At 58.6% G+C, this 17925-nt stretch carries 16 protein-coding genes and 1 tRNA gene; 9 read left to right on the plus strand and 8 right to left on the minus strand.

Annotation, left to right across the window (positions count from 1 at the left end; genetic code table 11):
- Positions 1-3: 3 nt before the first annotated feature.
- Positions 4-858 carry a LysR family transcriptional regulator gene (locus ACTEK7_RS34580; RefSeq protein WP_225147630.1) on the minus strand — a complete coding sequence of 285 codons (855 nt, stop codon included), beginning with the start codon at positions 856-858 and terminating at the stop codon, positions 4-6.
- Positions 859-970: 112 nt separating this feature from the next.
- Between ACTEK7_RS34580 and ACTEK7_RS34585 the strand changes: the two genes are divergently transcribed.
- Complete coding sequence (locus tag ACTEK7_RS34585; RefSeq protein ID WP_036029153.1) at positions 971-1393, plus strand: tautomerase family protein; 423 nt, start codon at positions 971-973, stop codon at positions 1391-1393.
- Between the two features lie 45 nt (positions 1394-1438).
- Here the strand turns inward: ACTEK7_RS34585 and ACTEK7_RS34590 are convergent, their stop codons facing one another.
- A complete protein-coding gene (locus ACTEK7_RS34590; protein ID WP_225147629.1) occupies positions 1439-2152 on the minus strand; it encodes a DNA helicase in 714 nt (237 codons plus the stop codon).
- Between the two features lie 197 nt (positions 2153-2349).
- Positions 2350-3087, minus strand: coding sequence for a lipoyl(octanoyl) transferase LipB (lipB, locus tag ACTEK7_RS34595; RefSeq protein WP_225147628.1), 738 nt, complete (start codon positions 3085-3087; stop codon positions 2350-2352).
- A gap of 82 nt (positions 3088-3169) precedes the next feature.
- Between lipB and ACTEK7_RS34600 the strand changes: the two genes are divergently transcribed.
- Positions 3170-3412, plus strand: a complete 243-nt coding sequence (locus tag ACTEK7_RS34600) for a FliM/FliN family flagellar motor switch protein (RefSeq protein WP_018647371.1) — start codon at positions 3170-3172, stop codon at positions 3410-3412.
- Positions 3413-3608: 196 nt separating this feature from the next.
- Positions 3609-3693 (plus strand) — tRNA-Leu (locus ACTEK7_RS34605).
- 983 nt (positions 3694-4676) lie between these two features.
- On the opposite strand, the gene ACTEK7_RS34610 is transcribed toward ACTEK7_RS34605, so the two are convergent.
- Positions 4677-4892, minus strand: coding sequence for a hypothetical protein (locus tag ACTEK7_RS34610; protein ID WP_074448160.1), 216 nt, complete (start codon positions 4890-4892; stop codon positions 4677-4679).
- A gap of 695 nt (positions 4893-5587) precedes the next feature.
- On the opposite strand from ACTEK7_RS34610, the gene ACTEK7_RS34615 reads away from it, so the two are divergent.
- The 3 genes from ACTEK7_RS34615 (at position 5588) to ACTEK7_RS34625 (ending at position 8223) form a co-directional block, all read left to right on the plus strand.
- Entirely contained in the window at positions 5588-5833 is a 246-nt protein-coding gene (locus ACTEK7_RS34615) for a hypothetical protein (RefSeq protein WP_036013565.1), read from the plus strand.
- A 283-nt stretch (positions 5834-6116) separates the two neighbouring features.
- Complete coding sequence (locus ACTEK7_RS34620) at positions 6117-7157, plus strand: PqqD family peptide modification chaperone (protein WP_225147627.1); 1041 nt, start codon at positions 6117-6119, stop codon at positions 7155-7157.
- Positions 7158-7194: 37 nt separating this feature from the next.
- Complete coding sequence (locus ACTEK7_RS34625) at positions 7195-8223, plus strand: nucleotidyltransferase family protein (RefSeq protein ID WP_050996056.1); 1029 nt, start codon at positions 7195-7197, stop codon at positions 8221-8223.
- Between the two features lie 146 nt (positions 8224-8369).
- Here ACTEK7_RS34625 and ACTEK7_RS34630 read toward each other — a convergent pair whose 3' ends face one another.
- Positions 8370-8756, minus strand: a complete 387-nt coding sequence (locus ACTEK7_RS34630; RefSeq protein WP_081493007.1) for an H-NS histone family protein — start codon at positions 8754-8756, stop codon at positions 8370-8372.
- A 716-nt stretch (positions 8757-9472) separates the two neighbouring features.
- On the opposite strand from ACTEK7_RS34630, the gene ACTEK7_RS34635 reads away from it, so the two are divergent.
- On the plus strand, positions 9473-9841 hold the full coding sequence (locus ACTEK7_RS34635) for an H-NS histone family protein (RefSeq protein ID WP_036013596.1): 369 nt from the start codon (positions 9473-9475) through the stop codon (positions 9839-9841).
- 62 nt (positions 9842-9903) lie between these two features.
- Here the strand turns inward: ACTEK7_RS34635 and ACTEK7_RS34640 are convergent, their stop codons facing one another.
- The 3 genes from ACTEK7_RS34640 to ACTEK7_RS34650 all read right to left on the minus strand — a co-directional run bounded on the left by ACTEK7_RS34640 (position 9904) and on the right by ACTEK7_RS34650 (position 15949).
- On the minus strand, positions 9904-11373 hold the full coding sequence (locus tag ACTEK7_RS34640; RefSeq protein ID WP_225147626.1) for an exopolysaccharide biosynthesis polyprenyl glycosylphosphotransferase: 1470 nt from the start codon (positions 11371-11373) through the stop codon (positions 9904-9906).
- A 148-nt stretch (positions 11374-11521) separates the two neighbouring features.
- Complete coding sequence (locus tag ACTEK7_RS34645; protein WP_225147625.1) at positions 11522-13534, minus strand: hypothetical protein; 2013 nt, start codon at positions 13532-13534, stop codon at positions 11522-11524.
- Between the two features lie 78 nt (positions 13535-13612).
- Positions 13613-15949 carry an AAA family ATPase gene (locus tag ACTEK7_RS34650; RefSeq protein ID WP_225139955.1) on the minus strand — a complete coding sequence of 779 codons (2337 nt, stop codon included), beginning with the start codon at positions 15947-15949 and terminating at the stop codon, positions 13613-13615.
- 341 nt (positions 15950-16290) lie between these two features.
- Here ACTEK7_RS34650 and rfbC point away from each other — a divergent pair, with 341 nt between their 5' ends.
- Together rfbC and rfbB are read left to right on the plus strand one after the other, a co-directional pair.
- On the plus strand, positions 16291-16848 hold the full coding sequence (gene rfbC, locus ACTEK7_RS34655; protein WP_036029165.1) for a dTDP-4-dehydrorhamnose 3,5-epimerase: 558 nt from the start codon (positions 16291-16293) through the stop codon (positions 16846-16848).
- Positions 16849-16862: 14 nt separating this feature from the next.
- Positions 16863-17921: a dTDP-glucose 4,6-dehydratase gene (gene rfbB, locus ACTEK7_RS34660; protein WP_036029219.1), complete on the plus strand. Its 1059-nt coding sequence runs from the start codon at positions 16863-16865 to the stop codon at positions 17919-17921.
- Positions 17922-17925 lie beyond the last annotated feature (4 nt).

The raw sequence follows: 17925 nt of genomic DNA on the forward strand, positions 1-17925 counted from the left end.
CGTTCAGGTCGGCGCCACACTCCGAAATGTCGCCGCCACCGCACGCAGCGCCGCGAGTTTCGCAGGATCGCTGACCTTCGAATGCAGCATCACCTTCGAGCTGCCGAGCTTCGGCAGCTTGTGCGCTGGGCCGATATCGACCAGGCCGGAAGGCGCGATCCGTCGCGCCAGCGGCGCGATCGCAAGCCCCGCTAGCGCGGCCGCGACCACCGCGGTGACGCCGCCGCCGACGAAGCGCTCGCGCCAGGAGATGCCGGCCTTGTCGAGCGCGCGCACGGCGACGGCGCGGACGCCACAGGGCGGGGCGAGCGTTGCGAGCGGCAACGGCTCCCCTTTCGGCAGGGTGAAGCGGCGTGCGGCGAACCAGCCGAACTCGTCCTCGGCCAATTTTTCGCCGCCGCGGCGGCTGCCTTCCTGGCGCACGATCACCGCATCGAGCTCGCCCGCATCGTAGGCATCCTGCATCTCGCGCGAGAAGCCGATGGTGACGGCGAGGGTGAGGTTGGACGACATGGCGTGCAGGCGCTCAAGTAGCGGCACCAATTCGGGGCCAGCGGCGTGATCGGAGATGCCGAGCGAGAGCGACTGCGCGGCCGGCGCGTCGCCCGACAGCGCGAGATCGTGTGCCGTCATCAACGCGCGGGCGCGATCGAGGAACGCGGCGCCATCGGCGGTAAGGCGGACTGCGCGCGGCGAGCGCTCGACGAGGCGCTTGTCCAGCAATGTCTCCAGCCGCTGCAGCTTGAGACTGACGGCGGCCTGCGTCGTGCCGAGCGCTTCGGCGGCGCGGGTGAAGCTCTGAAGGTCGGCGACCAGAAGGAAGGCCTGGACGGTGGCGATGTCGAGTGTGGGGTTCATTATAAACCATTATCACTGATATCAGGATAGATAAGATACCAAAATGACAGCGACAGGTCTAGTTTCTCCTCCAACGCCGCGCAACTTGCGCAGCTTATCGAGGAGAACGACAATGCCCCTGATCACCGTATCTTACACCACGTCCCGCCAGTCCCCCTCGCTGAAGGCCGATATCGCGAGCGCGGTATCCGAGCTCACAGCAAGTATCCTGCACAAGGATCCCAAGGTGACCGCGATCATCGTGAAGTCGGTCGAGGCAGGCGACTGGTTCGCTGGCGGCAAGTCGCTCGCCGAGCAGAAGCTCGCGAGCTACTGGATCGACATCCACGTCACCGAGGGCACCAACACCAAGGACGAGAAGGCAACCTATCTCGCCGCCATGTTCAAGCGCATGGCCGAGATCCTGGGCCCGCTGCATCCCGAGACCTACCTGCATGTCGACGAGGTCAAGGGCGACGCCTACGGCTTCGGCGGCCTGACCCAGGAGCGACGCTACATCGCAGGCAAGCTCGAGGTTTCGCTGCAGGCGGCGTGATGCGAGAGGCCGCGGGTGAGCCGTCTCACCCGCGGCCTGCAGCCATCAGCTCGCCGCGCGGAATTGCACTTCGGCTTTGTTGATGAAGCATGTTTTGTCGAACAGCGTCAGGTCCAGCGGGTTGGGCAGGCGGACATCGCTGAGATCGGGGCAGGGCTTCGCTGCGGGATCATAGGATCGATCGATCTGCGAGATGAAGACGAGGATCAGCCCCGTGTCGCGCGCGAACGACCTCAGCGCCCGCACCTGCACCGTCAGGTCGGGGTTTTCCCGCCTCTGATCGAGCAGTTGCAGATAGTCGATCACGACGAAGGTGCCGCGCGGCGCCGCTTCCATCTGCTTGACGATGTAATCGGCGCTGATTGCGTCCGAGCAATCCACCTCGAACAGCTTGTCGAACTGTGTGGGCTCCACGCCGATCGCACGGAGGCGGTCCAACACATCTCGCTCGGTGTACTCCAGTGAGAAGAATGCGGCGCGATGGCCGGACTTCATGGCTTCGACGGCAAGTTCGAGGCTCATCAACGTCTTGCCCTGGCCGGGACGGGCCCCGACCAGCACCAAATCGCCCGGCCGGAACTGCGCGAACAGTTTGCTCGCCGCCGTCAGTGCGGCTGCTTTCGCCGCGAGCATGCTCCAGGCGGAAAAGCCCTCCGTCGCAGCGATGCGGTCAAGCGCGTCGTGGAGCGGAATGCCGGCCTCGCGGGACAGGCGCCTGGCCTTGCGCTTCAGATGGTAGATGGGCGCAGACAGTTTCATCGTCAAAACCTCCCATTGCGAGCATGGATCGCAACCCCTCCTTATGCCTGGCGCTCGAACAGTCGGCCGATGATCAACTCGCCCGGCATGAGGTCTGCTTTCCCGGCGGAGGGAGGAGGCGTGGGCGGCACCGAAATGAAGCGTAGCTGATTCCGCGACGGGCGGAGAGCGGCGCGGTCGGCTCAACAAAAAAAGTATTAGACTGCCGCTTCCGGCAGCAGCGCGCGGGTCGGTCCGAACAGCTCTTCGAACGCCTGCCTGAGCGCGATGTCGACGTCGGCCATGGTCACGAGCTGGCCGAGATCGACCAGCGAGGTGACGCCGTAACGGGGGTCGACGACGCCGCAGGGCACGATGCCGGCGAAATGCGACAGCTCCGGCTCGACATTAATGGCGATGCCGTGAAACGAGACCCAGCGCTTCAGGCGGACGCCGATCGCCGCGATCTTGTCTTCGTGTCCAGGTCCCTTGTCGGGCCGCCTGACCCAGACGCCGACCCGGTCCTCGCGCCGCTCGCCGCGGACGTTGAAGGCGGCGAGCGTCTTCAGGATCAGCTCTTCCAGGCTCGCGACATAGGCCCGCACGTCCGGCCGGCGGCGCTTGAGGTCGAGCATGACGTAGGCCACGCGCTGGCCGGGTCCGTGATAGGTGAGCTGCCCGCCGCGCCCTGTCGCGAAGGTCGGGAATCGGGAATCGAGCAGGTCGCTTTCCTTGCCCGAGGTGCCGGAGGTGTAGAGCGGGGGATGTTCCAGCAGCCAGACCAGTTCAGGGGCCTCGCCCGCGGCGATCGCCGCGACACGCGCCTCCATGGCGGCCACGGCCTCCGGATAGGGCACCGGGGCATCCGAAATCCGCCATTCGACGACTTCGCCGCCTGCGGCGGAAAACGACGTCAAATCGAGGTCTTGGCGGTGGCTTTCAGCGGAATTAACCATTGGCTAACCATAACGTGGTGATCATCTCTGGAGCAAATGAAGAGTCCCAAGTCCCAAGTCTCAAGTTGCGGCGGTCCTGACAGTGCCCACTCTCGACAAAGTCACCGTGGATCTCATGGTCGTCCTCGGGACGACCACGATGCCGATCCATCAAGTATTACGTCTTTCCCGCGGCGCCATCATCGAGCTGGACGCAACTGAGGCCGACGAAGTCAAGGTGCTCGCCAATAATCTGCCGGTCGCCTCCGGCGTCGTGCTGGTCGACCGCAACAGAATCGCGGTCGAGGTCAAGCAGATGCTGCCGCGCTCGCCGGGGACGCGGTAGGCCCCCGGTCACACGGGACCGGGCAAGCGGTAGCGGCCTGGGTATCCTATAAGGCCGATCTCCTGGGGAAGGGCGGCGTTTTTCCTGCCAAGCTTGTGGAATTCAGGGCTTTTGCAGGCTTGTATCCCCCTGATGGATTTGTTAGATCGGCGCCGCTGATCCGGCCGCCCGAACGACCTCAGGCCGGCATCTCCTAGCGCTCGTGGCGGAACTGGTAGACGCGCTGCCTTGAGGTGGCAGTGGGTAACACCGTGGGGGTTCGAGTCCCTCCGAGCGCACCACAATTTGCAAATCGCTGGCGGGTTGCCCACCGTGGCGGTGAATACGAGTGTGCAAGAGCCGTCGAAAGTGAACGCAAGCTCACTGTGTGGCTTGCTCGTTGCCCTCAAGATTTCACCCCCCATCCTAAGTAATGATGAGTTTCAGCGGAGAGCCGGCCGCAATGATCCCACGCCTGTCGGGCACGTTGCGGACGATTGGGGGCGATAATCCGGGAAAATGCCTGGCATGCTCAGTTGCCGACGCTGCTGTTGAGCTCGCCAAACAAGCGGCGGATCGCGTCCACGTTCTTCGTCATCGAGTAGAGGTTGCACACGTTCAGGTCTCGGGAGGTGCCTGGCGAGGACGGTTGTCAGTTGCGGGTTTGGCATGCGCCAGCTCGCGGGTCGGTCAGACATACCAGCTAGAACATAATGGGAACGAAAGAGGCGATACGGTCGCTCGTTATCGTTCTCCTCGCCCGTTGGGCATCGATGAAGCGGTCCTACACTAACGGGGATCCAGAAGAGCGCTTGCAATTCCATGCTGGCCTTCAACTCCAGGGAGCATAGTCGTCACAATTGCCCCTGAACTGCGGATGCCTTGCGTGCGATGTCTCATGCTCGGCGGCCTCGGGCGCGCGATGCCGACGATGATCGTCGTCTTTGTCCCGAGCGCCGTGCTTCCGCCCTTCTTACTCTCTCGCGGAGCCGCCTCAATTGGGCCAGCAGGCTGACGAGCTCGATTCTTGTGTCACGCAGAACAGCCAGGCTGGAAATCCCACTACTCACTACAACACCCCCAAACAGGCCTTTGCCGAATTCGTGACGGAAGCTCGGATTTGTGGCGACGTGCCAACAACGTCTAAGCGATGGCCACCGGGGGCGTCGGTTCGTTTTACGACAATGCGCGAAAATATTCTAAATGGCTGCAATGCATTGCAACAGCAACGCGCTATCGGAAGGGGAATATCAACACACTCTCCGAAGCGCGCGCGTCATTTGCATCAGCACGTTGGCGCTGTACGAGCTACCTCTACTGTTCTGACGATCGGCTCCTCGACCCAGGCCTCGCGGGCAAACCAGTTGTGATTGGCCCGACAGTCCGGACAAAGAGTATTGCCGAAAAACACGATGCTTCGCAGGAAAGTCTCACGATCGGATTTGATGCCGGTCGGAATCGCGCGGCCGGATTGCGGACATTTGACCATGATCATGCCCATACGAGCCTCCCTGAAACACGTATTTGTCGAGAAAAAGGGCCGGCCGGCTGGAGTGCGCTCTCGTCGGTGCGGGTGACTTGGGGGGCATCGCACCTGGGGTCGTTGTTCGAGCAAAAGGGCAGCTTGCTCGTGACGACGCTTCTCCAACCGACCGGATTCTTGCTTGGCGAATTCTTGGGATAGCTGCGGGCTTTCGCCGCAACTCTGAATAATGTCCGACCTCAACCGAACGCTTCTGGGAGGCGCCTAATAACCGTCATGTCGAAATACCCGCGACTTCGTGTCGAACGTTCCCCCTGCGACAAAACCATCAATTTCCTCTCGACGGACAGATCAGCCAACCGCATCACTGGTGTCACTCCCCTCGGTGCAGTCCATTAACTATTCTCTTTTTTATTATTTGTGCAAATTAAAACTCGCCTTGTCGGTCTGATTTACGACTCTCGGCTGATTTATTTTTGCGCGGCGCGATGCATTACCGAAAAACGTCAGTCCCTTTTCTAGTAGGCTTCTGCAGGCCACCATTCTCAAGTCGGTTCGGCACGTGGTTGCGCTTTGTCACGGTATTGAATGCTCGCCCGAGGTTCAAATATGAAACAAATTTTGATTATAAGCAAAATCTGCAAATCTCGTTGGTTAATTGCTGCCGATCACGTAAGGTACACTCGTCCAGGTTTCTTCGGCTGGAGGAGACAATGTGGGAATTAATTCTTAACGAGTACAACCTCACCTCGGAGACGCTGCAGCTGGCTCAGATGCGCGCAGAATTGGTCAGCATTGGCGAGAAGGAACGCATTCTAAGAGAACGGAGTGCCGATCGCGAAGCTTATCGGTACCTATTGGATGCTCATCGGTCGATCGCCAGGCCGAGCCTCATGGGAGAGCAGGGGTTGAACATTTCTCCTCAAGACGGGGGCAAGGACGGTCAGCTCGCGGCATGACCAGCCGGATTGACATGTCCAAACGAGCCGGACCGGTGGCGTGTGTTCGGGTGAACGAAATCGCAGGCGCGGCAGACCGGGCTAGATTGAGTCTCGCAGGTGGCGGCGGGTCCGCTTGTCCGGTGCCGCGACAACATCGCATCCCGGAGGCTGTCGCCGCCTCGCCGGTACAGGCGAGGCAGAATGGTTCACATTGGTGGAAGCCGTGCTGGAAAGATCGTCGGCAGAGATAGTATTGAGACCGGCTCCGGATGCAGTATTCGCGCTGTTGGATGGTCGACCAATGATCTTCAGCGAAGCGGGGCAGAAGATTTTTGAACTCGACCGAGTAGGGGCATTCATCTGGTGCAAGTTAGGGGAAGGCTCCTCGCTTGGAGACATTTATCGGGGGCTTGCGGCGCAAGGCATTGACGAGCACACGGCACGCCAGTTCACGCGACAGGTCGTAGATGTCTGGGTCGATCGAGCGTTGCTCGAAGTCGATTGGCGAATGCCGACCGATTGCGCCTTCTCAGCTCATCTGGGTCGCCACAGAATAGACATCCGGGCTGCAAATCCGGACCTCTTGAGGCGGCTGCTGTCGCCATTCAGTGTGTCGGACCAGAGTGCCGGCGGCGACGGCGACATCGCGATCGAGGCAATGATGCTGGATGAACAAGTGTTCTTGCGCGCAGAAGATTCCAGCATTTCCAGATGCGAAGTCGATGCACTAGCCCCTACGATCAAAGCTCACGTCACCGAGCGGCTTATTCGAAACATTCGCTGGGTGTTCTCCCTTCATGCCGCTTCTCTCGTGAACGACGGCATGGGCCTGTTGTTATGCGGCCATCCGGGAGCAGGAAAGTCTACCCTCACATTGCAACTGGTGGACGCCGGATTTCGGTACGCTGGCGATGACGTCGCGCTGGTTGGCGGTGACGGAACGATCTGCGGAGTACCGTTTGCGCTCACCCTCAAGGAAGGATCGTGGGACTTGCTCTCGCGACTACATGGCGACCGCTACGATGCGACGCATTGCCGCTCCGACGGCGTTCGGGTGCGGTACGTACCCATTCCTGATGCGCAGAACGAAAGCTTCTCCGCAGGCTGGATCATCTTCTTGAACCGGGTCGCGAGCGGTCCGACCGAACTAACCGAAATAGTTCGTTTGGATTCGATAAGGCGGCTCATCGAGCACGCATTCGCCAGCGATGGTAGACTGTCGCAGACTGGCTTTCTTGCTTTAAGGCGGATTGTCGCGGGTGCGCAATCGCTTCAACTCACCTACTGCGAGGCCGGAGAGGCTCGGCGCCTGCTTGTGGATCTGTGCAATGGCAAGGCATAGCAGCGCGGTCAGGAGCCTCTGCAATTGCTTGCGAGGCATGCCGCCTGTCGACATGGAGTGGACCTCAGTCATCGGGCTCGCAAATCAGACCCTGACGACGCCGGCGCTCATCGACTTTGTCGACAAATTCGCGTCGGTGCTGCCGGAGGACGTCTGCGCCTATATTCGCCATATCCACCGCCGAAACGGGCTGCGCAATAACCGCCTCGTCGCTCAACTCGAAGAGGCCGTCGTTGCGCTGAACGGTCATGGCATTACGCCGGTCCTACTCAAGGGGGCTTCGACACTGGCGACCGCGCCCGAGGCGCGAAGAGGTGTTCGGATAATGTCCGATCTGGATATCATGGTCATGCCGGACGAGGCCAGAACGGCAGTCGCCGCGCTATCTGGAATTGGTTACGATATCCATAACCAGACCCCTCCCGAAAGCCATAGATGGTATGCCGATCTGAATCGCCCCCAGGATGTCGGGTCGATCGACCTGCAGCAGGCAGCTCCAGGTCCTGCGTACCTCTACCAGAACTTCGGGCATGCGCTGAACCATTGTATTCCTGCGCCGCTCGGACGGGCGCGCGTATATATCCCCACGCCAACCTTCCAAGCGCTGATGTTGATCATCCATGATCAGTTTCAAGACTATGGTTATTGGCTCGGCGACCTCGACCTGCGGCACCTTGTTGAATTGCGCGACCTAAGCCATTCAGCCGAGCCTGTCGATTGGGAGAAGCTTACCTCTCGTGTCTCGGGCGACTTGATGAAGAACGCGGTTGAAACCCAGCTGATCGCCGTTGCCGAGCTGCTTGGCGTCGATATTCCACACGCGTTGCGCTCCCGACTGATTCCTCGCCTGCAGTTCATGCGTCAGTTGATGCAAGCACGCTTTCCGGCTACGCGCGTGCCTCTCCTGGCGATGAGCCTTCTGGACTTCAGAAACTACCGCAGAGAGGCAACTATCGTCTCGACAAAAACAGGGGCGAACCGACGGGGATTGTGGACTGTGCCAAGAGCTAGCACCTTACGACTTCTTTTGAACGCGACGACCGCAGCTCGTGCGGGCAAGGTCTAAGGCCAGCGAACGTCATCGCTTTCGCGATTGAGGCGTCGGTTGGCCAAGCGGGTTTTCGATCCGCCGCCTGTTCGAGGTGGAATTCGCCGCTCGGGACGCACGGTGGAAATTCCCAGCTCAATGCGGTGTGTCCGACTTTCGCGCATCTAGGAATGCTCTCGACCACCAGCATTCCGTTCTGACGATTCACCGTTCTCGGGGATCTTGAACTCCTCGAGCGTGTGGCCCGATTGCAGGGCGGCAACGAGCCAGCGGGGCTGCTTACCACGTCCGGACCAAGTCTCTGTTGGCTGAAGCGGATTGAAGTATTTCGGCACGACCTTCGGGTATTTGCGACGAGGCGGCTGGCCTGTTCCCGCCTCAGTCGCCCCGCTTTCAGCTCCGCCGAGTTGATCCGGCTGGTTGAGCTGCGCAAGACGCTTTTCTAGCTCTCGCTTTTCGGCGGTGATCTTTTCGGCGAGAATCTTTGTCAGCTCCTCGTGAAGGAGCCAAAGTTCCTCAAAATCCATGGCTTCGAGATCTTGCCTTCGCATTAGCATTTCTCGACACCGTTCGACTGACCCGTCGTCATCCAGCCATTCTTCGTCCGAGTGACAAATGAATGTTTGACCAAATCAGTGCTCAAATTGACCATGCAATAAATCTATTATATATTATTTAATAATTAATGCGACGATTATTTTATTAATTGATCTTGGTGGCAAAGAATCTTGCGAAGATGCGTAGAGGAGGCATGGTTTGATCGAGTATCCTCTTGAACGTCTTCAGGATTCAGTCGGCCGGTTTGCGGCTCCGTCGACCGTGTTGTCCGATATCCGGGCCCTGAGCTTCCAAATCGAGCTCAGACGGCGCGCGCTGAAGGATATTGGGATTATTAGCTGCCGTTTGCGTCTCTGGGGAGGCCGCAAGGCGGTAGGCCAGCCGAGGCTTAACAAAAGCAGTCCGGCGCGTCAGCATCTAATGCTGCGGCGTGGCAGGTCCCTGACGGGATCGGCTCATATGCCATCTCTGATGGGGCTTGAGCAGTTCCCGCGCGGTGATTAAGCAAATAGATGTGCGCATCTCTTGTCCGCGGTTAAATTGTGCGGATCGCTCATTTTCCCGGCTTGATTATTAACGTGGACCCAGTTATCTGGAGCGCCAGTTCCAGTTCGGTTCCAAACATTCTTCTGGGATAATCGGGCTCTCTGTCTTGATTAATATATCGACAGAGGCAATATTGGGTTGGGCGCAACTACACGGTGAGATCATGGCGGCTAAGAAACTTGAGTTAGAAGCGATGTCCCTTGACGATCTCTGGTCGCTTCATGAGGAAATCAGCGGGATCCTGTCTGACCGGATCAAGGCGGAAAAGAACGAGCTGGAAAAGCGCTTAGCGGCACTTGGGGGCGGGATGGCTGTTTTGGCGGATTCGAGCCCGGCAGGCGCGTCTTCGACCGGCAAGCCGAGACGCAAATATCCTCGGGTGCTGCCGAAATATCGGAATCCGCAGACGGCCGAGACCTGGTCGGGACGTGGTAAGCGGCCGCGCTGGTTGGTTGCCGCAATGAAGTCTGGCCGGAGAATTGAAGAGTTTCGCATTGGCGAAGCAAGTCCGAAGCTTCGCCAGCGCGCGTGACTAATCGGTAATTGGCAGGAGTGTAAGGGCCAATAAGAGGCGCTACTCGCATGATCTGTGCTCTAGTAGGCATTGCGCCCTCGCAAGACCTCTACCGGAGTTCGCAGGAGGATTGCGAGATCCAACCCAAGACTCCAGTTGTCGATGTACCAGAGATCATATTGGACACGTGTTTCGACCATGACTGCTGTGGGAGTGGCGCCCCGGCAGCCATGGACTTGAGCCCAGCCAGTTAATCCCGGCCTGACCCGGTGCCGAAGCGCGTAGTTTCGCACAAGCTTGTCAAATTCACTGTCGTGAGCCACGGCGTGAGGACGCGGGCCCACGAGCGACATGCTGCCATCGAGAACGTTTAGCAGTTGCGGCAATTCATCGAAGCTCATTCGGCGCAGCCATTTGCCGACGCGGGTAACGCGTCGATCGGCGCGGTTGGCCTGAAGGATTACGGGCCCGTCCTCGAGCACACGCATGGTCCGGAATTTACGGATCAAGAAGATTCGGCCGTTAAAGCCACAGCGTTGCTGCCGAAAGAATACAGGACCCGGGGAATCTAACTTGATCGCCACCGCGGTGAGCGCAAGCAGCGGGGCGAGCATCACCAATGCGAGGCCCGCACCGATAACGTCAATCGTCCGCTTGATCGCGCACTCCAGCGGTGTGAGGGGGCCACGCTGGAGCTCTACACAAACGGCGCTTCCAAGACTCCGCTTGGGGTGTCGAAGCAATTCGGATGTCGTGCCAACGGGCACGAATATAATCGGGAAGGGCAAAACGCGCAGATCGGCAACAAAGGCTCGCAGTTCGGGCCATCGCTCCGGTTCAGCTTCCACCACCACCTGATCAAGATGGCAAGTGCGGATGTAGTCGATGACGCGCGTCGTGAGCCGCCTTCGGCAGGCAGGACCGAAGCCTAACGGCGGCAAGCTGAACCGTTTCTTGACGAGATACCCGTGCATCGACAAGGTCTCGGACAATCCCACGTTCTTCGCCAATGGTTGATCGCTGATCAGAACAATGTTTGTAGTGGCGAACCTCCTGCCGCTCAGGGCCCTTCCGAGAAGCACCTTGACTCCCCACCGTTCGCCCAAAAGTAAGCTCAGGCTCAAGACCGCGAAGAGCAGGCCTGGGTGCTGAGAGGTCTCCGGGCGAATTGCGAAGCCGTACACCGCCAAGATGAAAAGTACTGAAGACATCCAAGCTAAACAGACCGCGCGCATCTGGTTTCGGAGGACGAGGAGCTCAACCGGCTGATAAAGGCCGTAGGTCTTCAGCAGGCAAACGAGACAAGCTGCGCTAACCAGCGCCAAGCCAAGGGCGTTGACCAAGTTGGCCGCGGCTTGCCCATACTGAGCTTGGTAAAGCAATGTAGAGACGAGACTGGCGAACAGAATAGTCGCAACATCAGCACCGAGCACCACGTGCTCGATCGCGTCATAACGGAGGGGCCATTTGGGCTCGCGGAATACCGTCGGTTCGGGACTGAGGCGATCCGTAACCTCCCGATCGGGGAAATGTCGGTTCACGAAATTCATGTGCCGGGGGCTCTGCGATTTAATATTTAATTATTTATTAATTAATCGCGCTTATCAAGCAAAAACCCGGGTTCCGCAAATTTAATGGAGTGCGCCCCTTTGTCGCCGATCTGCGATCGTGGCGTGGGCTGAGGCGCGGCTCTTGAGGTTATCGAGAACCCCTTTGCGAACTCTGCGCGTGCACCTGGTCGAGGAACGTCGGATCGAGTTCCGAAATCAGGCCTTCGAAATAGATCTTACCATCAGCCGAGGCTGACCGGTACGCGGTCACAAGGGCTGGCTTGAGGGCAGGGCGATGCCTAACGACGAGGCTGACGTCCCGTTTGATCAATTCCCGCAGGTCGGGCTCCCGCACCATGACATCTGCGGCGAGTGCGACCGATACGCGCAACGGAAGCAGGTCCAAATCATTCGGCGCAGTATAGTATGACATTCTGAGCATCGCTGCCGTGTTGGGCTGGGGCGAACTGTGCTTCGACGTCGCCGCGAGCAAGAGCCAAATGTCGCCGCGGAGTGGCGAAGAGCGCAATGCACGGGCAAACTCGTCCGAAGTCATGGGAGGAGCTGTCCTTTGTTCGTCGGCAGCCAGAGCTGAATCCCGGTTGAATGTTGATTCCCCTCGGATCAACAAATCTTTGCGCGCTGCCGCAAGGGAAATCGTCTTCGACATCGCGCTCGGCCCTGCTGCTGCAGTCGACAGAACTGCCGGCAAAGACGATCTTGCACCGAGATACCGCTCAGGAAGGGCCATCCACGCTGCCTCCACGATCAGCACAATACCAAGTACCATCAGGCTAACGCGGGGCCAAATGGCGACTACCGTTGGGGTCAACGTTCGGCGAGGCGCAGGTGCTTGAACTGCAATTTGGTCAGACGTCGCTTTCGGCTCAGAAGATATGGCGTCACGTCCTGCGTCGGAGAGGCTTTGACCGAACGCCAGCCCAAAAAGCGCAGCGACCAGAAGCGATGCTCCTAAACCCAGAATACCATGATCGGAAAACGCGAGTATCGTCACTGCAATCAATGCACCGGCGCCCAGCGCTGGGAAGACGTAATCGTAAGCACGCGACAGAGCACGTCTGATCAGCACAGAAGCGCAGAGCAAGGCAGCAACCACGACCGCGCAGAGAAAAGCCCACCCCATGTCTATAACGATCGTGGCGGCGGCGGTTGGTCTTTCCGGCGAGTCGCCAACTCCGGCGTCCTGATAAATCGGCAAAAGTACCGTCGAAGCACCCGCACCGGATCCTGCCGGCGCGACGTCCTGCAGCATCCGTTCTGTCGCGGCCTGACTGCTCATTGACAAGACGATCGTCAGATCGGTGTTCGTTCTGAAGGGAATGACCGTAGCCGTGGCAATGAAGACAATCGTGGCAGTCGCAAGGACGCCAGCGGTACCCCACAATCCCGGGAACCACCTGCGAACCGCGAACACCGAGAGCAAGATTTCTGAGCCGAGGAGGGCCGAGACGAGTGCAGTTGAGTTGCCCCGAATGAGCAGCGCCGCCATACAGACAATCAATGCGATGGTCGCGACGGACAACGCAGGGAGAGGGCCTAGCGCAATTGTTCCTGGCCGACTGCGTCGGAGTATTTGATCGACCGCACGAATTGCCGTTGCGCAGGAGAGCAACACACCGAGCACCGCGACGGTTGAGCCATCGGGCCCAGCCACACCGGTTATTTCCCTGCCGAACCACAAGGCGGTAACGATTGTGGCTATCGACAGCAGAATATGTAGCAGTCGCGCTGCGCGATGTCGGTCAAGCGCGATGACTGCTGCAGTGAGACCTGCAGCAAGCACGGCGCAATACTGCACGAGCGAGAACATGGTCGCCGTGGTGTCGACTGTGATTTTTTCGGCGAGGGGCTCGTTTAAGGTCGCCGATGCAGTAGCCCAAATGGGATTGCCGAGTTTGCCAATCGGCATCGGCACCGCCTGCAAAGCCATCCAGAGCGCCGGAGCCGCGAGTACAACGACGAGACTAGGACGGAGCAGTTTAGCAAGCCCGAGGGAGGAGGGAGGTAGAAAGATCGCGACCGTTAGCGCCGCTGTTGCGAGTACCACCGATATCAATACCCAGGCCTGCAGGCTTTCTGGCATTGCAAGCGCCGCGGCAATCGCCACCAACTCGGCCAATATGACAAGCCGGACCATCATGTGAACACCCGTGGTGTTGTGCGGTCACTCCGCTGGTCCCTCAGGCCAGCTAAAGGGGCAGGCCGCTATGAGCGAGCCTCAAGAGCCAGAAAGACCATAACGGATGTAATGGCTATCATGGTAATAGTAGCTCCGATGACCGTCATATCGAGCCATCGCCTTGGTATCGGTCTTGCTGAGAACTGCCCCAATCAGAGATTCGTGAACGTTTGGTGCCGTGTGCAGTGCGTGTTGCACGACATCAATCTTGGTCCGGCCCCATTCAACAACGAGAATGTAGCAGTCAATCAGGGATGAAGTGGCTCGAACATCCACCAACGGCGTCAAGGGCGGAAGGTCGACGATGATGTAGTCATACTCGGCTCGTAAACGGTCGAAGAGTTTGCTTATCGAGTCCGCGCAAAGAATTTCGCTGGTGTGGAGCAAAGGTCCGCGACGCACGGCGGGCAGAAATGCAAGATTGGTCGTCGGGTCCCTCCAGACAACTTCGGCGAGCGACCGGCTACCGTTTGCTACTTCGATGATCCCGCAGGCCGCCTTGGGCGCGAAGATGCCGGTTAGTGACGGATTCCTGAGGTCGCAATCGACGATGATAGCTCTTTTGCCGGTGTGCCCGATCAACTGTGCGAGCGAGGCTGCAATCGTGGTCTTCCCCTCATTCGGTAACGCAGAGGTAATGCCGACGACCTGGGAAGAGATTTTCGCCGGGTTGTGGTCGATCGCTAGCTTGATGGAACGAATGGCCTCCGTATATCGAGATAGTGGCATCCCGACCACGGTCTGATGAATTGCGGTTGGAGACGAGGCTATCCGTCGCTGAACATCATCATCGGTCTTCTGAAGGCGGATTGGTGGTTTGGGAGATTTGCGGGCCGGCAACAACGGGACCAAAGATAGACAAGGCAACTCCAGTACGGTTTCCACCTGTGAAGAGGTCCGAAAGACGCGGTCCATGAGGTCTCTGAGGAGCGCCAAGCCGATGCCCAGCGCGAGACCGCCGAGAATGCCAAACGCCAGGATCAACCTTGCTTTCGGCTTGCTCTTGCTCGCCGGCGGCGAAGCCGGAAAAAGTACCCGCGTATCCGAGGTGGGAAACGTCTCCTGCTGTGTAGAGCCCATGTAGCGCTGAAGGAAGGTCTCGTACAAGCTATGCAGGCCCTTTGCCTTGCTTTCCAAGTCCTTGATGGTCAGCTCAGCAGAATTGACCGAACGGGATTGCGAAACGGCTTTGGATAATTGCTTTTCGATCTCTTCCTGGCGCTGTTTGGCCAGTTCGAATTCGCTTCGGCTGACCTCGGCAAGTCTCTTGACCTCGTCAAAAATGGAGACGCGGAACTCTCGCGCGCGGTTTCGGATATTGACGACTGCCAAGTGGTCACGACCGACCCTCGCGGCCAACTCGGCCTCCCGTCTGGTGAGCTCCAGATATTGCTGGCGTAGCCCGGTAATAATCTGGCTGTTAAGCGCATCCGTTCCAATAGCATCCAGATTGTCTATCGAGGACGGCTTTTTCGGGTCGACGGCAAGGAGAGTTTCATAACGAGCCAACTTGGCGGTGGCTTCAGATGTCTGAGCACGTGCGGCGGCCAATCGATTGTTGATCTCCGTGATCTGCTGCTCGTCGATGGGCTTTCCACCCAGAGAAACAATGTTGTTCTGAGCCTTGTAGACGTCGACGGCACGTTGCGCGGCGAGGGCTTGGTCCCCCAGATCACGTAGCCTCTCCTGCAGCCAACTGGTTGCCTTGCGATTGGCGTCGAATTTTGCATTGAGCTGGTCTGCAACATAAGTGTCGGCTATCGCATTCACGATCTCCGCGGCCCGAGCTGCGTTGCTCGAGCTGTAGCTGATCTCAATGACCCGGCTGTACCCGACACGTCCAGCGGAAAGCCGACTGAGAAATGCGTCTACGAGAGTGTCCGATGGTTCGCCATTCGTCTCGGGTGGCGCATCCTTCTTCGATCTAGTCGAGGGCCATGGCCAAATTCGTTGCCAGAGCGCCTGCAAAGAGAGGCCGGATGCACTAAAGTCCGGATCCTCGGCCAGTTTCAACTTGTCAATTACTGCAACCGCATTGGCCTTTGATCTCAGGAGCTGAAGCTGTGTCTCGATTTGACTGAGATCGAAGGCCGGCTCGGCGAGGAGTGATTGCTGCTGGACAAATTGAGGCCTGGGATTGGCCAAAAGGATCTGAACCTGCGCCGTATAGGTTGGGGAAGCCACACGGAGATAGAGCAAGCTGGCCGCAGTGGCGAGTACGGCGGTAACAAGGATTACGAGATACTGACGCCGTAGAAGCCCGATGCCGAAATTGATGACGTCGGTGATCCCTCCACCGTCCGCCTGGGCGGGTTGCGCCGGTCCGTTCACCGGCAGCCGCATTCTATCCGCATGTTGAAGATTGTTCTGAAGCATCACGTACCTGTCCGACGATTGGTCACATTGCGCCCGCCCGCCCGCAGGCGGCATTTAAAGCGATCTGCGAGATGGTATGAAATTATATACCTTATAAAAACCTGCTTGCCAAATTAAATAGACAATATATTAATCGAAGCGGAGATGAAAAATGCAGGTGTGGCGGCTTTGCTCAAAGGGGCGTTTGCTAATGCCCTGAGATTTCCGTGACTTGCAGGCTGATCTAACGGCTTTCGCCGAAATCGTGCGACGGTTTCGTGGTTGATTGTGAGCGTGAAGATTAATCTCGACGGGGATTATGGTCCGCCTCAACGAATTGAGAGCGGACAGAAGGGTACCCAATGTTGGAGCTGCGATCCTTGGCGATCCCTGATGTCAAAGTCATTCGCACAGATCGGTTTTCCGACGCCCGCGGTTACTTCTCTGAGACCTTCCAGCGATCAGCGTTTGCAGAGAAGGGAATTCTCCATGACTTTGTTCAAGACAATCAGTCCAGCTCGGATCAGATCGGCACGGTGCGCGGCCTGCACTTCCAGCGGCCGCCGTTCGCCCAGGCGAAGTTGATACGGGTGTTGAGCGGGGCGATTCTCGATATTGCAGTTGACCTCCGGCGTTCGTCGCCCAGCTTCGGCAAGCACATCGCGATACAGCTGGATAGTGAAACCGGCGAGCAGGTGTTCATCCCGAAGGGCTTTGCGCACGGCTTCTGTACGCTGCAGCCCAAGACCGTCGTCTTATACAAAGTCGACCAGGTCTATGCCCCAAGTCATGACGGTGGCGTTTATTGGGCTGATCCAAGGTTAGCGATCGAGTGGCCCGTGACGTCCTCAGAAGCCCATGTGTCGCCAAAGGATCAGACTCTTCCTACGCTCAGCCAGCTCGGTTGCGTTTTCGACTAGTGGAGACGAGTAGAATGCGTATCTTGGTGACCGGCGGAGCGGGCTTTATCGGTTCTGCGGTCTGTCGCCGTTTGGTGCTACAGACCGGTGCCGCAGTGATCAACATAGACAAGTTGACGTATGCAGCCAATCTGGCTTCGCTCGCGAGCATCGAGAAGCTGGAGACTTATGCGTTCCTGCAATCCGACATCTGCCATCGCGCGGCCATGGATCTTGCGTTCGCTGACTATGAGCCTGACGCGATCATACATCTGGCCGCCGAAAGCCACGTCGACCGCTCCATCAACGGACCCGACGCCTTCGTCAATACCAATGTGGTTGGCACCTACACGCTCTTGGAGACGGCCAGAGCCTACTACGAACGTCTACCGGCTTCGAGGCGGAGGCACTTCCGATTCATCCATGTGTCGACAGACGAAGTCTACGGCTCGTTGGGACCAGATGATCTATTTCGCGAGGATACGCCCTACAGGCCGAGCTCGCCCTATTCGGCGAGCAAGGCCGCCGCGGACCACCTCGCACTCGCGTGGTTTCGGACCTACGGCCTGCCGGTGATGGTGTCGAACTGCTCGAACAATTACGGGCCGTATCAGTTTCCGGAAAAGCTCATCCCGCTGACGATTCTCAATGCGATCGACCGGAAGCCTCTGCCGGTCTATGGCGACGGAAGGAATATCCGCGACTGGCTTCACGTCGATGATCATGCCGCGGGCTTGATACGACTTTTGCACGAAGGAAGGCCCGGCGAGAAGTACAACTTCGGCGGAGATGCCCAGCGATCCAACCTGGAGGTCGTCACCCGGATCTGTGACGTTGTGGATCGCTTATCTCCGGGCGCGGGGTGCAGACGTTCTCTCATTACGTTCGTGCCGGATCGTCCCGGGCATGATGCCCGCTATGCAATAGACGCATCGAAAGCACATCGCGAGCTCGGCTGGAAACCGATCAGAACCTTCGAACACGGCCTGTTCGAAACCGTCGGATGGTATCTCAAGAACCGCGCCTGGTGGGAGCGTGCTCGTAGTGGGGTCTATGACGGCTCGCGTCTGGGTCTCCTGGCCGCCCAAAACTGAGGTG

Source organism: Bradyrhizobium sp. JHI2711 (assembly GCF_056156565.1).